The 15,547-nt window shown below is 35.0% G+C and carries 11 protein-coding genes and 1 pseudogene; 7 read left to right on the forward strand and 5 right to left on the reverse strand.

Features of this window, described 5'->3' with window-relative positions; translation table 11 throughout:
* The first annotated feature begins 86 nt into the window (after positions 1-86).
* The 5 genes from F886_RS13675 to accC all read left to right on the forward strand — a co-directional run bounded on the left by F886_RS13675 (position 87) and on the right by accC (position 6,428).
* On the forward strand, positions 87-2,324 hold the full coding sequence (locus F886_RS13675) for a TonB-dependent receptor (RefSeq protein ID WP_005306372.1): 2,238 nt from the start codon (positions 87-89) through the stop codon (positions 2,322-2,324).
* A gap of 262 nt (positions 2,325-2,586) precedes the next feature.
* The gene (locus F886_RS13680; protein WP_005306374.1) at positions 2,587-3,912 is read left to right on the forward strand and encodes a Y-family DNA polymerase; all 1,326 of its coding nucleotides are present in this window, start codon (positions 2,587-2,589) and stop codon (positions 3,910-3,912) included.
* Positions 3,913-4,147: 235 nt separating this feature from the next.
* Positions 4,148-4,603: a type II 3-dehydroquinate dehydratase gene (aroQ, locus tag F886_RS13685; protein ID WP_005306377.1), complete on the forward strand. Its 456-nt coding sequence runs from the start codon at positions 4,148-4,150 to the stop codon at positions 4,601-4,603.
* Positions 4,604-4,620: 17 nt separating this feature from the next.
* On the forward strand, positions 4,621-5,040 hold the full coding sequence (locus tag F886_RS13690) for an acetyl-CoA carboxylase biotin carboxyl carrier protein (RefSeq protein WP_004791766.1): 420 nt from the start codon (positions 4,621-4,623) through the stop codon (positions 5,038-5,040).
* Positions 5,041-5,057: 17 nt separating this feature from the next.
* Positions 5,058-6,428 carry an acetyl-CoA carboxylase biotin carboxylase subunit gene (gene accC / locus F886_RS13695; RefSeq protein ID WP_004791764.1) on the forward strand — a complete coding sequence of 457 codons (1,371 nt, stop codon included), beginning with the start codon at positions 5,058-5,060 and terminating at the stop codon, positions 6,426-6,428.
* Between the two features lie 46 nt (positions 6,429-6,474).
* Here accC and F886_RS13700 read toward each other — a convergent pair whose 3' ends face one another.
* Together F886_RS13700 and F886_RS13705 are read right to left on the reverse strand one after the other, a co-directional pair.
* A complete protein-coding gene (locus F886_RS13700) occupies positions 6,475-6,978 on the reverse strand; it encodes a hypothetical protein (protein WP_005306379.1) in 504 nt (167 codons plus the stop codon).
* 155 nt (positions 6,979-7,133) lie between these two features.
* A complete protein-coding gene (locus F886_RS13705) occupies positions 7,134-8,297 on the reverse strand; it encodes an MFS transporter (RefSeq protein WP_005306381.1) in 1,164 nt (387 codons plus the stop codon).
* 821 nt (positions 8,298-9,118) lie between these two features.
* On the opposite strand from F886_RS13705, the gene F886_RS20385 reads away from it, so the two are divergent.
* Entirely contained in the window at positions 9,119-10,345 is a 1,227-nt protein-coding gene (locus F886_RS20385; protein WP_005306383.1) for a hypothetical protein, read from the forward strand.
* Between the two features lie 94 nt (positions 10,346-10,439).
* On the opposite strand, the pseudogene F886_RS13715 reads toward F886_RS20385, so the two are convergent.
* Together F886_RS13715 and F886_RS13720 are read right to left on the reverse strand one after the other, a co-directional pair.
* Positions 10,440-10,774: pseudogene (locus F886_RS13715) on the reverse strand (putative peptidoglycan-binding domain-containing protein); the annotation flags it as partial.
* A 37-nt stretch (positions 10,775-10,811) separates the two neighbouring features.
* The gene (locus F886_RS13720) at positions 10,812-11,234 is read right to left on the reverse strand and encodes a hypothetical protein (protein ID WP_005306387.1); all 423 of its coding nucleotides are present in this window, start codon (positions 11,232-11,234) and stop codon (positions 10,812-10,814) included.
* Positions 11,235-11,566: 332 nt separating this feature from the next.
* Here F886_RS13720 and F886_RS13725 point away from each other — a divergent pair, with 332 nt between their 5' ends.
* Positions 11,567-12,685, forward strand: a complete 1,119-nt coding sequence (locus tag F886_RS13725; protein ID WP_081402274.1) for an acyltransferase family protein — start codon at positions 11,567-11,569, stop codon at positions 12,683-12,685.
* Between the two features lie 405 nt (positions 12,686-13,090).
* On the opposite strand, the gene F886_RS13730 is transcribed toward F886_RS13725, so the two are convergent.
* On the reverse strand, positions 13,091-14,884 hold the full coding sequence (locus F886_RS13730) for an acyltransferase family protein (protein ID WP_005306395.1): 1,794 nt from the start codon (positions 14,882-14,884) through the stop codon (positions 13,091-13,093).
* Positions 14,885-15,547 lie beyond the last annotated feature (663 nt).

Genomic DNA, 15,547 nt, shown 5'->3' on the forward strand with positions numbered 1-15,547 from the left:
TATTTTTAAGCAATTAATAATATTGTTAATTACAATGATTCTCATTTATAATTCGCTCAATTTAAAATCACTCTCAGGGCGAGATAATGGGAAATAAGATAAAAAGTAATAAACTTTTTACAAGAAAGTCTGAAGTTAAAAATATCATTCCACTTCTTTCACTTGGTGGAGCCATTTTCCTTTCAAACTCAGCATTTGCAGCTTCACCTGCTGAAACCACAGAAACAGAAAAGAAACCTGAAGCACTCCCTACAATTACAATTACTGCTTCACGTGCAGATGAACTCTTTACCTCTGCCAAACAAGTCACCAAGTTAGATGAAAAACAAATTGAACTTTTAAGAAATGGTTCATCTGGAAGTATTGCAACTGTTTTAGCGAAAGCCGTACCGGGCCTGTCAGACTCAAGTCGAACTATTACCGATTATGGTCAAACTTTACGCGGTCGTAATGCCCTGATCTTGGTCGATGGTGTGCCGATGAACCTCACTCGTGATACAGCGAGAGGACTTTCAGCAATTGACCCTGAAAGTATTGCGAACATTGAAGTAATTCGCGGCAGTAACGCAATTTATGGCGGTGGTGCTGCAGGTGGTATTATTTCAATTACCACGAAAGCTGCGGGTGGTGAACCTACTGCAAAAACCGTTATTGGGCTACAAACGCCTTTAACTAATTTCCGTTCTGATGCTTTGGGTGGAGATATTCACCAATATTTCACAGGCAGCTTTAATGCCTTTGATTATGCATTTGATTTTGGTTATCAACGTATTGGTAGCCCATACGATGCAAGTGGTGACCGTGTTGCACCTGAACCAAGTCAGGGCGACCTTTATGATTCCGATGGCTACAGCGTAGGCGGTAAGCTGGGTTACCATATTGATGACAATCAATATCTACAATTTGCTGCAAACTACTATAATGCAGAGCAAGACTCAGATTATGCATCTGACCCAAGTGTTAAAAAAGCTCCAGCTGGTACAGTGCCAGCCAAAGCAATTAAAGGATTAAAGCTTAAAGACCAAAATAAAAATGAAAACCAGATCTACAATTTGACCTATACCAATAAAGACTTATTAGGCAATAAGGTTGATGCTCAAATTTATTACCGCGACTTCTTTACCCGTTTTTCACCGTTTGATGCTCGTGGAAATGCAAACCGCGGCAAACAAGTCGACCAGATTTATCAAGAAAATAATGTACTCGGTAGCCGCTTAACTGTGACCACACCGCTTGAGTTTTTAGGCGATACATCATTGGTTTGGGGTGGTGACTTCAGCCGTGAAAAAAGCGAAATGCCTTTAGATATTTTCGACCAAAACATTTATGACCAATCTGGTGGTCTAGAATTTATAAAAACTGGCAAGCTCATTTATTTACCCGAACTCACCACGCAAAGTGTTGGTGGTTTTGTACAGTTAAAACACCGCTTTAGTGACCAATGGTCAGCAGAAGCTGGTACACGCTATGAAGACAGCTACGCCCAAATTGATAGCTTTGTTCCATTATCACAATTAGGCAAGACTAACCCTTACACTGTTCCGGGCGGAAAAGTGAAAGCTGATGCATGGTTATACAATGCTAATGTGACTTTCTCTCCAAATGATCAAAACTCAATCTATGCATCGTTTAACCAAGGTTTCCAGTTACCTGATGTTGGTTTGATTATCCGTAATGCTGGTGAAGGTTTTAATCTTGGGTCATCATTCTTAGAGCCTGTAAAAGTAGATAACTATGAACTCGGCTGGAAAGGAAACTTCAATAACTTCTCATCAAGTTTAGCTGTATTCCACTCAACTTCTGACCTTGGTGCTGTGCAGTCTTTTAACAATGGTTTAGTGCTGGCTAGAACCAAAGAAAAAGTAACTGGTGTAGAGGCAACTTTTGACTATCTTGACGATGCAAATGTTTGGGGAACTGGTGGTAGCATTACTTGGATGAAAGGCCGTGAAAAACCTCAAAACGGTTCTGAACAAGATATGACAGGTTTCCGTATTCCACCATTAAAACTCACAGCTTACGTTTCTTATAGTCCAACAGAAACTTGGACGAACCGCCTACAAGCAACTTACTTCGGTTCAGAAGATTACCGCTTAAATGGTGTAAATGGTTTTGGTCGCTACGATGTAAAAACATATACAACAGCAGATTTAATCAGTAGCTTTGCGCTTAACAAAAAAGACACTGTGACGATTGGTTTAGAGAATATGTTTAACCGTAAATACTATCCTCTTTATAGCCAATTATTAAGAACAAGTGATAACACTAGCCATTTGGTGGCAAATGGCGCAACACTTAAAGTGACTTATAGTCATAAGTGGTAATCAAAGCTGACATAGAGTGATTCACAAAAAAGGAGATCAGCGCGATCTCCTTTTTTAATAAAAAAATAAAGTTTTATTTTCTTTGCTTTATTAGCTAAAAGCCGGCTGTCAGAACTCCCCTAGCTTTCTTACAGAAATTTTGTTAACTTGATTTCGTTACATATTCAAAATACAGCTTTCTAGCCAACACTTCTCACTAGAGTGTTAATGAAAGCCAATACTAATATGTAGTTTTAGCAATATTTTAATGGGGCAAATCATAATGGAAATCTCACACCGCGAAATTTACGCGCTTGTAGACATTAATAACTGTTATGTCAGTTGTGAGCGACTATTTAACCCCAAACTTATTGGCGTGCCAGTTGTCGTACTTTCTAATAATGATGGATGTGTTGTATCACGCAGTGAAGAAGCAAAAAATATGGGTATAAAGATGGCAATCCCATGGTACCAAATTGAAGAAGAAGCTCTCCAAGCAGGCGTACACGTCTATTCAAGTAACTACACTTTATATGCTGAGATGTCTCGTCGCTTTTTTTCGGTTTTAGGTGAATTCTTCTCACCCGATGATTTAGAAGCTTATTCTATTGATGAATGCTTTATCCGTTTAACCCCTTATCTTCAATCTCTAGATATCCATTCTCATTGTGCCAAAGCAGTAGAAACCCTAGAAAAATGGTTAAGCTTACCTTGCTGTATTGGCATCGGATATTCAAAAACTCAGGCCAAGTTAGCCAATCACTACGCTAAAAAAATTAAAAGCTTTAATAGAATTTGTAATTTCACTACTTTAGATCCCCTACTGCTTGAAGACCTCATGCAACAAACTTCCGTCAAAGAAGTGTGGGGAATTGGCTACCAATTGGTCAAACAATTACGAAGCTATGAAATTTATTCATGCCTAGACTTAACTTTTGCCAATGAACACCATCTCGCAAAAGCTTTCTCTGTGGTTATGGCACGTACTATTCGTGAGCTAAAAGGCCAATCCTGTATCCAACTTGATGATCCTGCCATCTTAACAAAACGAATTTTAGCATCACGAAGTTTCGCTCAAGCTTTATCCAGCATTGAGATTATTAAACAAGCGCTTATCTTTCATCTCAATCGTGCTCACCGGCGTTTAATGAAACAGGAACAGCTGTGTGCCTGTATTCAAGTCATGCTTTATGAAAAAACAGATAAACCACCTTATAAAAAAGCATCATCTCAAGCGATAGGTTTAACGTATGCCACAGATGACCTATGCATATTAACTAAAGCAGCAATGCAACAAATTGATGTTTTATATAAAGAAAATAAAAAATATATTAAGATTGGAGTCTTATTTTGTGGTTTGCATGCCCGTCAACATCATATTGATGACTTATGGCAACCTCTTGAGTTGATTCAGCAAAGACAACAACTCATGAAAACCCTAAGTACAGTTCGTAATCGATTCGGCAGTCACTATCTACAAGTCGGTTATCATTCCCGTAGTCCATCTTGGCATATGAAACAATGTCACCGTTCAAAAAACTATCTAACTCGATGGAATGAGCTACTTGTAATTGGAGAGAATTCTACAGCCGTTACACAAAATACATGAACTGTTTTTGTCAATTCAGTTTAAAATGAGCTTTATTAAATTACTTGAAATTTTGTCATTTTTTAACATTGCTAAATCATCGCAAAATTTACAATATATAAGCCGAATTTGGTATACCCTTTCTGCGACAATTAAAACAAATTATAAAAAAATTGTAGAAACATATGCCATAATAAGCAAACTTTGCAGACATCTTGCAAAGAATATTTGCAACTTTAGAGCTGGAGCAATCTGAATGAGTTCGACCATTTTGGTGATTCATGGACCGAATTTGAATTTGCTGGGAAAACGCGAACCAGAAGTATATGGTCATCTTACCTTAGGTGATATTAACCAACAACTCGTTATCCAAGCTCAAAACGCATCAATTACATTACATACTTTTCAAAGCAATTGGGAAGGTGCCATTGTTGACCGTATTCATCAGGCACAAACCGAAGGTGTAAAACTTATTATTATTAATCCTGCGGCCCTCACCCATACTTCCGTTGCTCTACGTGATGCCCTACTCGGCGTTGCCATTCCATTTATTGAAGTACATTTGTCGAATGTCCATGCAAGAGAAGCATTTAGACATCATTCATATTTATCCGATAAAGCAATTGGCGTGATCTGTGGTCTTGGTGCAAAAGGTTATAGTTTTGCACTCGATTACGCTATTGAAAAAATTCAACCATCTAACCCAAACTAGTTTAGGAATAGTCGCCCATGGATATCCGCAAAATTAAGAAACTCATCGATTTAATGATTGAGTCTGACTTGCAAGCGATTGAAGTTAAAGAAGGTGATCAATCAATCGCTTTAACTCGCCGTAGTCCAGTCGTTGCTGCGGCTGGTGTAGCACTTCCGGCAGCTCCTGTTGCAGCAGCACCAGTAGCAAAAACACCACGCGGAGCAGTTGAAACTTCTCCAATGGTTGGTGTGTTCTATGCTGCTCCAAGCCCAGGCGAAGCACCATTTGTTAAAGTAGGTCAAACTGTATCTGCTGGTGAAACTTTGGGTATTATTGAAGCAATGAAAATCATGAACCCAATTGAAGCAACTCAAAGTGGCGTGGTTGAAGAAATTTTAGTGAAAAATGGCGATGTAATCCAATTCGGTCAACCTTTATTCCGTTATCGCGCGTAATTACCTCGGGGACGTCTATGTTGCAAAAAGTTTTAATTGCAAACCGTGGTGAAATCGCTTTACGAATTACCCGGGCTTGCAAAACATTAGGAATCAAGACTGTTGGTATCTATTCAGATGCTGATAAAGATTTGATGCATTTACGTTTTGTTGATGAAGCAGTATGTATTGGTCCCGGTGCAAGTAGTGATAGCTATTTAAATATCCCGGCAATTATTACTGCTGCAGAAATTACCGGTGCCGATGCAATTCATCCCGGCTATGGTTTTCTTTCAGAAAATGCTGAATTTGCTGAAATTGTAGAAAGTTCAGGTTTTACTTTTATTGGTCCACGTCCAGAACACATTCGCCTTATGGGGAACAAAGTTTCTGCGATTGTTGCCATGAAAAAAGCTGGTGTACCTACTGTACCTGGTTGTGACCATGCTGTAACCATCCACAATGCCCTTGCAGAAGCTAAAGAAATCGGTTTCCCGCTTATTGTTAAAGCGGCATCTGGTGGCGGTGGACGCGGTATGCGTATTGTTGAGCGTGTAGATACACTACTTGAATCAGTTCAAGCAGCTCAACGCGATGCAGAAATGTGGTTTGGTGACGATACCGTTTACATGGAACGCTTCTTACAGAAACCTCGCCATGTTGAAGTACAAGTTCTTGGTGATGGTAATGGCCATGCGATCCATTTATATGACCGCGACTGTTCATTACAACGTCGTCACCAAAAAGTGTTAGAAGAAGCACCTGCTCCAAATCTACCAGAGCAAGCTCGAGCTGATATCTTAGAAGCATGTGTTCATGCATGTCAGTTAATGCAATATCGTGGCGCTGGTACCTTTGAATTTTTATTTGAAGATGGTGAATTCTTCTTTATCGAAATGAACACTCGTGTTCAAGTAGAGCACCCTGTTACTGAAATGGTTACTGGTGTTGATATTATTGAACAACAGTTACGTATTGCAGGCGGCCTAGGACTAGAGCTTCAACAAGAAGACATCAAAGTTAATGGTCATGCAATCGAATGTCGTATCAATGCTGAAGATCCAACAACTTTCTTACCTTCACCAGGTAAAATTGAAAGTTTCTATGCGCCAGGCGGTGCTGGTATTCGTTTAGACTCTCATATCTACCCAGAATATAGCATTCCACCTTACTATGACTCTATGATTGCTAAATTGATTTCTCATGGTAAAGACCGTGAAACATCACTTGCTCGTATGCGTCAAGCGTTAGATGAAATGATCCTTACAGGAATTAAAACTAACATTCCTCTGCATAAAGATCTCATTTTGCAAGATAAGAGCTTCTGTTCTCAAGCAATGGACATCCATTACCTTGAAAAGCACTTGTTAAAGCAATTGGAAGAAAAGAAGAAAGCTGAAACTGCATAATAAAAAAGCCTCTTATACGTAAGAGGCTTTTTTTATATCCATTACTTTATGGTAGGACTCTACGTAAAGTCGCAAAACACTGCTCACCCTTAGCGGTTGAACAGAAATTGATAGTATGGTCATTTTTCCACTGTACAAAATACTGAGAAACATCACCTGATTGATCTTGTTTCTGACCTGAACAATCTACTTTATTATTATCAAATTTAATTTGCATCACTAAAGCAGCTAACTGCTCTTTAGGATCATCAGATGGTTGATATTCATATAAGCCATATGACCACTCTTGACCACTTTTGATCACTACATCATTACTACTACGGAAGTTATAATATTCCACACATTTCTTATTATTTGGAATTTCCATTCCCCATAATCCCATAATTTCAGGACGCGTAACAATACGTATAGCATTAGGATTACTTGCAGTCCGAACGGGTTGTTCGGCTGGCTGTTGAGTAGCCGTTTCTGCCACAGCTAAACCAGAACAAGCCCACAATAATCCAATAATATAAATATTTTTCATAGATTTATTAATCATTAAACGCATGAAGTTAAGTTAGCATATTTTTTGACAAAATCACTGCTCCATAACCATATAAAAACAATATTTTTCAACTGTAACGTGCTACAACAAGTCATCAAACAATTTTATATTTACTTGCTTTTTTCAATATAAATTCTTTGTTTTAGATTCTCTCAAGCTTAGGCAGCTGAAGAATCAACTTGTTTCGGAAGCCACATTACAAAGCACAAACCTAACAGTACAACCACGCTGGCACACATAAAAATGAGTTCACCAGAAAGAATTTTCCAGAAATGCCCTGCCAGCACACTACCAAAAGCTACACCCAGCCCCCACATGGTACTGTAAAGAGCTTGTCCACGCCCTTGCTGTCCAGCAGAAAAGTTTTGAAAAATAACTCTCATTGCAATTAAGTGAAATAAACCAAAACTAAAAGCGTGCAAACACTGTGCAAAAAGCTGACCAACAAAGTAATGTGAAAATAGTGCAACAAGCATCCAACGTATGCTCGTCACAAGCAAACACACAATGACTAAACTACGCCACGAAAAACGTTGAAAAATCTTTGAGGCAATTGAAAACATAAAAATTTCTGCAAAAACCCCCATCGCCCATAAAAATCCAATTTCAGTCGTACTGAAATTCAAAGATTTCAGAAAGTTACTATAAAAACTATAAAAAGGTGCATGTGAAAAAAGTAAAATAAATTCAATTGTGAAAAATGCAGCTACTGTCGGGCGCTTTAATACAGGAAGTAAAGGCTCTAACTTTTTCTGTGAGGTAGGTGCACCATCGGGTTCTCGAATGGTAAAAGACCAAATAAATGCTAATGAAGCAATAATTAATAATAAAATTGGAAGCATCGAAATGGGTACTATTTCCAGAAGTGCACCAATGACAAAAACACCGACAATAAATCCAACAGATCCCCACTTACGAATTTTTCCATAAAGTTTAGCTTTTTGATCACCCAACCAAAATAAAGTAACCCCTTCAAATTGAGCTAAAATAGCATTTTGGAAGAAGCTAAAAATAAGCATGAGTAAAGCTATGGATTGAAACGTATTTGGTACTATAAAAATAGCTAACCATATACATGATTCCATCCAAGTGGCCAGCCGCACTAACAGCATTCGCTTACCAGATTTGTCGGCAACCCATCCCCACACTAAAGGCGCAAAAAAACGAGTTACAATCGCAATTGATGATAAAACACCAATTTCTTGATAATTAAACCCTTGATCTTGAAGATATAAATTCCAATAAGGCATGAATGTACCAACAATGGAATAGTAAAAAAAGTAGAATCCTGACAGTCTAGCTGTAATTGTTAACGGTTGCATTCGATTGCTTTATCTTGCATTTTCAAATAGTTAAACATAATTAAAGTTGCATCTATTTGTACTGATATGATGTGTTTTGCACTTCACTAGTCTACAAATTTAATTTCCAATCAATTAAAAAAATATTTGTAGACTACCTGTTTTTTAAGCAGAAACTACTCATTTTACTGATCTTCGCAATTCTAACATTTTGGCTAGAACAAAATTTATTTATTGTTGATTCATTGCATTTAATTATCAGAAGTGATCATAAAGCGAAAGATATAAAACAATCATAGATGAGTTATTTTATTTGTGATTTTACATCCCTGCTTGATAAGATTAATCCATTAGAATTCGGGAAAATATTAAAAGCTCTCCTGTAAAACAATTAATAGATAAATCTGTGAACTTTCTACTTAGTTTGCTTTAGTAAATAAAAATTATGTCAAAAGAGGCTCCAAAGTGCTTTCAGTTTTTAACAAAGTTTGAGTCAAAAATCAGTCTGTCTAGCGAATAGAAATAGCTGTAATGTCATTATTTAATTAAAATCTGGATTCGACTCATCATCTACGTGTTAATTTAGTTGTAAGTTTCAATTAATTGTGGGCTTATAACACCTCCTATTTTGAAAAATACAATAGTTCTAAACCCAACTTCGAGTTAGTTAAAATATTACTTGAGAATAAAATATAAACAAACAATACAAAAAAAACTTAAATTTCAAAAAAAAATTGGTTAGTAAGAATATTTTTTATTAGAATGCTTAACATTCAAGCAACTGTTACTCAACCAATAGTTACTAGATAAAAACAAATAACCAACATAATTTGGCAACCTACATGAACTTTAAATTTTCTTTACTTTTTTTATGTACTTTTACAATAACTGCTTGTGGAGGTGGTGGTTCTACAAGCCAATTGCCAACGCCAACGCCAACGCCAACGCCAACGCCAACGCCAACGCCAACGCCAACGCCAACGCCAACGCCAACGCCAACGCCAACGGAAGATTGGACACACTTCATACCTCAAGCACAAAAATTACTTCATATATATAGAGAAAATAAGAAACCAACAGAATTAGGACCAATTCCGCTACAAGCATTTGAACAAAATTTTTCAATATCAGATATATGGATAAATGAAGCGAAAATTTTAAAATGGGGAAATTACATTCCTGTTAATACACCTTACGGAGTTAATCGAGGTGTTGTCCACCCTCAGATTCTTGAGTTTCCAAACAAATTTTTAGGATATCGCTATATTGTAGTTATCACAGGGTACACTAATGGAAATCTATCAGAAGAAAATCCATTTTTATTAGGTTCAAACGATCTTGAGAATTTCAATTTGGTATCAGGGATTATAGATGAACCTGAAATATCTCAAAATAATAAAAAAGATGATGCATATAATTCAGATCCTTTCATCTTTTATGACGTAAAAACAAATGAACTAGTATTAGTTGTCAGGGAATTTTGGACTAATTATCAATCCACAAAAAAAACTCACGAAATTTTATATATACGCAGAACGAAAGATGGTAAAAATTGGTCAAATAGAGAAATTTTATTCGAACCTCGGTTAGGGATGGCTTTATCACCAAGCATTATTTTTGATGCGAAAACAGAAACTTATCATATGTATTCAGTTGGAAATGTGGATGGAAAACCTGCTGGATTACAGCACTTTACTAGTCAAACTTTAAAAAATGATTGGCAGTATATTAATACTATCCCGACTCCAAATGATACATCAATTTGGCATATTGACTGTAAAAATGTAGGTGATAAACAGTTATGTATTTTTCAAAATCGCGTCAAGAATAATAGTATTGGATTCAGATTAGGCATATCTTCAGATTATTATAATTTCATTTGGTCAAATAATTGGTTAAACTCATTGGATAAAGAAGTTTATAAAGCTACATTTTTGCCACAATTTAATGAAAAAAATGAAATGAGGCTAATGGTTCTTTGGACAACTAATTCTAAATATAACAGTGATAGCTATAAGCTTTATTCACAACCAACGCAATATATGAATGTAAATTATTTAAAGAAGTAATTTAGAGTAATCCTCAGAATATACCCATAATTTGATTTCATATAAGCTGTGCATTCTGCTATCAGGATGCACAGCAAAACTAGGTACTTCATATTCATACCCGGTTAGCAATCCATTCATAAAAGAATTGTTCTTGCTTAGGATTATGCTCACAGATTTCGATGTAGCGCTGGCTTTGTATGATATTTAGTATATGCAGTAGGACTTTCTCGCCCTTTTTACCTCTTTTTGATAGATAAGTTTTGAGAGCATTTAAAGTAGCTGGGCCATACATAGATCTAGCCAACCTGCTTTACCTTGGTTATTAAGCAAGTTCAAAGCACGTTGCAATAGAAGTTTTGCAAAGCAGGTACCACAATTCACACCGATATCTAGAAGTTTTTCCGCTACTGCTGAACTAATAGAATTCACCTGATCAAATCGCGGAGCTCTTCAAAATATTGTTCGATATTCATTTTCGTGTCCTTTAGTTGTAAAAACCGCCCGAAGACGGCATTAACTGTTTTTCAATATCTTTTCTGGCTTTCTTTACTTCTTTGATTACTTCAATAATCGTCTTACCTTCCTGTTTGTTAATGAAATTAAAGGTCCATCGGACCAAAGCCCAATCAGGAATACCGCAAACGAAAAAAAATCCACCTAGCTCCATCATCTCCCAAATATCAGTAATCCATTCATGAAGCCCTAACTTCACAATAATGAATGAACCACCTGCCAAACTTGATACAACTGTCCAGATCAAGCCCACTGCCCATTCTTGAGGTGAGGAGTGTGGCATACGTATCATTAATACAACTGCTGCAACTAAAGCGACTGCTAAAGTCAACATAATTGCAGCCCCATAAAATTTTAATAGTGCTGTTAAACCGCTAGTGGAAACTGGTTCCATTTATTTCTCCAGAAAATTTAGACAATAAAAAAGCACCCATTTGGGTGCTTGTGGACTTAAGTTTTCTTATCTATAAAAAAACTTAACTTTCAAAATACTCTTAACTAAAAATGATGAAATAATTAATAATATGCCAATAATAATAAATAATTTATCTGAATTGATTAGACCATAGATTAGTATTGATATAGATATAAAGACAATAAAGTATATAAATAAACGCGATAACATTTCAAAAACTCGCAAAATATGAGAAATCTTAAGTCATAAGATTAGTAAATATTTAAGTAAAAATGTATTATGCATACAAAAATTTACTTTTAAAAAATCATATGTCTAAGATAAATTCGGCAGAAAGTATCCGAGGTCTTGCTTGTCTCGCTGTTGTATTTTCTCATTTAGTATTTACTTTTTATCCCTATGCTCATGAATTTGAGTCAAAAGTACCAACCATAAAAGCATTCGAATGGCTTTATAATTCACCTTTTGGATTTCTGTATTCTGGTAATGCTGCTGTTTTTGTATTCTTTGTATTGAGCGGATATGTTCTAAGCTATGCCATTCTTAATAAGAAAAAGGATATAAATAAAAAAATACTCTCTATGAGTGTGAAGCGTTATCCACGCCTTGCCATTCCTGCTGTCATCTCAGTTTTAATTTGCTACATCGTTTTCCTTGTAGACATTGATTCTTCACATGTATCTAATTGGGCTGCAAGTGTTGGCGCATATGAAGGTTCCATTTTTTATGCCTTGTATGATGGTGCTATTAGTGCATTTCTATTTGGTAAGTCTCAGTACAACTGGGTTTTATGGACAATGCAAATTGAATTATTTGGTTCATTTCTAATTTTTCTGCTTTGCTACTTATCTCAAAAATCTAAGTTAGTAACAATTATTGCAGCAGCATTGATCACAATTTTAGGTTTTACCGTATCTTTAAAAATGGGATTTGGCTTTTTTAGCTTTGTCTTGGGAATGTTCTTTTATTTGTATGGCAAAAGGATCAATTTCTTAGTAGCTCTACCAATGTTATTAGTTGGGCTCTATTTTGCAGGAGCTCACAATAACAGCGCTTCATATCATTTAATAGGTTCAGTATTAAATACCAAGACAGCAACTTTATTAAATGTTTTATGTGCTCCTTTAATTGTTTATAGCATTTTGATGAATGATCAACTTTCAAAATTATTAGACAATAAGCTATTTGTGTATTTAGGAAAATTATCTTTCTCTATGTATCTATTACATATGATGTTAATTTACATTGTTGGTATCCCCATTTTTAATTATTTCTTAAATTTCGGTTTTCTATTCAGCTCTGTTTTAGCTTCTATAATTGTTGTTGTTCTAACCATAATTGCATCCATCCCATTTAGCAACTATGTTGATGATTTATCAATTAAAGTTGGTAAATGGATAGAAAATAAAATAATGAAAAAAGCGCCATAATAGGCGCTTTTTTAAACAATTCTTAGTCTTAACGTCCCATTAGGTAGATTCACTGAGGCGTTTGTTGCATTAGTGACTCGTACACGAACAGTTCCATTTGTTAAACATTGTGCTCTTGCTCACGAAGGCCTACATAAATGGATGCCTTTAATAAAGTAGTTAAACCGCTAGTAAAAATTGGTTCCATTTATTTCTCCAGAAAATTTAGGTAATAAAAAGCACCTCTTTGGGTGCATTTGGACTCAAGTTTTCTTATCAATAAAAAACTTAACTTTCAAAATACTCTTAAATAGAAATGCTACTATAGCGAGTAAAATACTAATTAAAGTAAAAATCTTGTCAGAATTACTATAGCCACAGATTAAAAAGCTTATTGAAATCAATATAATTATAAAAAATACTATTTTAGCTAACATTACTTGCTTCTTTAAAAATTCTCTCAAAAACAGATTTAAGTTGATTCGCACCCGTTAAGTTTAAGTGATCATCATCGAAATAGTATGGGTGATTTTCAACATCACTAATTACACAATTCGGATGACATAGCACTTGGTGCAAATCATAAGAACTAAAGTTTTTATACTTTTGTTGAATGCTTTCCAAATCCGCAATAATTTCGTGATTATTGTCTAGATATCTATTCACATCATACTGAGCCTGTAAGTTATTTTCATATAGAATCTTTGGAACTGATTCGTTATAAATAGGTACAGGCATAATAAATTTAACATCAATATTTGATTTCTCTGCCAATGCAACAACTTGCTCAATAACATCTTTTGAAATTGCTTTTGGAGAAAAATGTAAAACTAGCATATCAATATTGAGCTTTTTAGCTTCATTTAACAACATTTTTGGAGTGACTGAACTATCCATTAATGGAGTATTTGACACTAAAAAATAAGTATTAAATTTATTTGACCCTGCAACATCAGCAAAAGCCATTTTGATTGAATCAGCATGACTATTCCCGACTAAAAGAACTGACTTTTTAAAGTCCTCTTTATTAATCTTACAACTTATAGCATCAGGATCTAAAATCCGCGACAACTTACCACAACGATAAGTTGCTCTATCTTCAAGCCCTTTGAAGATGTTCTGTTCTTTTTGATCATACATAGTAGTTGGTGCAACTTTCGCAGCACCAGTAAGCAATACAAGAGAGACCAAAGAGAACCAATAAACTTTAGTAACTTTAGTAACTCGTCTCGTTTCTACAAATTTATGCATCAATATTGAAGCAATGATGATAAGCACTAATAAAATAGCTTTATCAGAATATACCTTCGGATATAAGATTGTTCCCGAGAAAGGCTCATATAAATATAAAACTATAATTGGAAAATGAACTAAATAAATTGAATACGAATAGTCCCCGATTTTTGCTAAAAATTTACTTATTGGATTATCTTCAAAAACTTTTGGGATACCAAAACCGAGCACCAATCCTGTTGCAATACACACAAATAAAGCAATAAAACTTGGATGTCCTTGTGCCCTGTTTAGAGTTTGTCCATCCACGTAAATAAATGGTATTGCACAAAGAGTGACTAAACCAAGTAAGCCTGCCCAACGATACTGTTCAAATTTAATATTGCCATTATTTGTAAGATAATAAGCAACAATAAAACCAATTAAAAACTCCCACATACGCAGTGGCATCATAAAAAATGATGTTTTAGTTGAGATCCCAACAATAAATACACACGCAGCAAATGAACCTAAGAGAGCTAAAAACAAGAATGCCCTAGACTTACTAAAGAACCAAACCAATAGAGGAACAATTAAGTAAAACTGAATTTCTACACCCAAAGACCACAAGTGCAGTAAAGGGTTAAAATCAGATTTGCTAAAATATGAGTTTTGCATCCAAAAACCAATATTATTAGCAAACAGTAAGCTGTAAATTGACTGCATTACCACCTGCCCTAATTCAGATGGTAATACAATAAATATAGATGCAAGTAACGTTAACATAACTGTAGCAAAGTAGGCAGGAATTAAACGCTTTGCCCTACGTTCAAAAAACTTCTTAGTTTCGCCAGTTTTGTACAAAATAGCCATTAAAAAGCCACTCACTACAAAAAACACATCCACACCTAAGAAGCCACTTTCAATTCCTGCTATCTCTAAATGAAACAGAACTACATAAATTACAGCAATTGCTCGTAATAACTGAATATCTACTCTTTTATCCATGTGATAGTTTATTTTTTCCAAAAGTTTCGAAATTATACACAGGCAACTATTTTAACTTGTTAATTTTTATTAAAAGCAAATATATAAAATAGTATCAATTAAATATATCATCTTTTATATATTAATTTTTTTCAATATATTATTGGGAATAAATTCATTTTAAATATTACCAATACAAAGTATATTTAATAATATTATAATAATACTTAATCAAATATAAATTTTTGAAATATCTTGTATTTTAGTATGAGTTAATAAAAAAATTAAAATAGTAAATTTAGAAATATAGTTGCTACTTTGTTAAGCAGCTAGTATAGAGAAAGAAGATGCAAATCTTTGTCGATTAATTTTATTAAGGCCAGTTGTCGAATTGGTCTTAAATAATTTTTATCTTTTGCTGATTCGACACCACCAAAATCATGCATATGTATTGTTTGTGTAATCAAAACTGTATACTGGTAAGTCATCACTACCAGAGAACTAACTAGCAGTATCAGATTTAAAATTAGAAACTAATCAATTCCTAACGCGCTTGACTGACGTTGTATTTAAACCGAATCACACTACTATTATTTCAGTCTCCAAAACTAATCGAAATTCATTGTACATTGTTCGTGCATCCCCAATCATAAATATCGGAGTAGATTAAAATACAACCATATG

Origin of the sequence: Acinetobacter sp. NIPH 542 (assembly GCF_000369825.1) — a bacterium.
In the GTDB taxonomy this organism is placed as follows: Bacteria; Pseudomonadota; Gammaproteobacteria; order Pseudomonadales; family Moraxellaceae; genus Acinetobacter; species Acinetobacter oleivorans.

Excerpts from the sequence above, each read along its gene's own strand:
- F886_RS13675 (WP_005306372.1), top strand. The coding sequence starts at position 87 with ATGGGAAATAAGATAAAAAGTAATAAACTTTTTACAAGAAAGTCTGAA.
- F886_RS13680 (WP_005306374.1), top strand. The coding sequence starts at position 2,587 with ATGGAAATCTCACACCGCGAAATTTACGCGCTTGTAGACATTAATAAC.
- aroQ (WP_005306377.1), top strand. The coding sequence starts at position 4,148 with ATGAGTTCGACCATTTTGGTGATTCATGGACCGAATTTGAATTTGCTG.
- F886_RS13690 (WP_004791766.1), top strand. The coding sequence starts at position 4,621 with ATGGATATCCGCAAAATTAAGAAACTCATCGATTTAATGATTGAGTCT.
- accC (WP_004791764.1), top strand. The coding sequence starts at position 5,058 with ATGTTGCAAAAAGTTTTAATTGCAAACCGTGGTGAAATCGCTTTACGA.
- F886_RS13700 (WP_005306379.1), bottom strand. The coding sequence starts at position 6,978 with ATGCGTTTAATGATTAATAAATCTATGAAAAATATTTATATTATTGGA.
- F886_RS13705 (WP_005306381.1), bottom strand. The coding sequence starts at position 8,297 with ATGCAACCGTTAACAATTACAGCTAGACTGTCAGGATTCTACTTTTTT.
- F886_RS20385 (WP_005306383.1), top strand. The coding sequence starts at position 9,119 with ATGAACTTTAAATTTTCTTTACTTTTTTTATGTACTTTTACAATAACT.
- F886_RS13720 (WP_005306387.1), bottom strand. The coding sequence starts at position 11,234 with ATGGAACCAGTTTCCACTAGCGGTTTAACAGCACTATTAAAATTTTAT.
- F886_RS13725 (WP_081402274.1), top strand. The coding sequence starts at position 11,567 with ATGTCTAAGATAAATTCGGCAGAAAGTATCCGAGGTCTTGCTTGTCTC.
- F886_RS13730 (WP_005306395.1), bottom strand. The coding sequence starts at position 14,884 with ATGGATAAAAGAGTAGATATTCAGTTATTACGAGCAATTGCTGTAATT.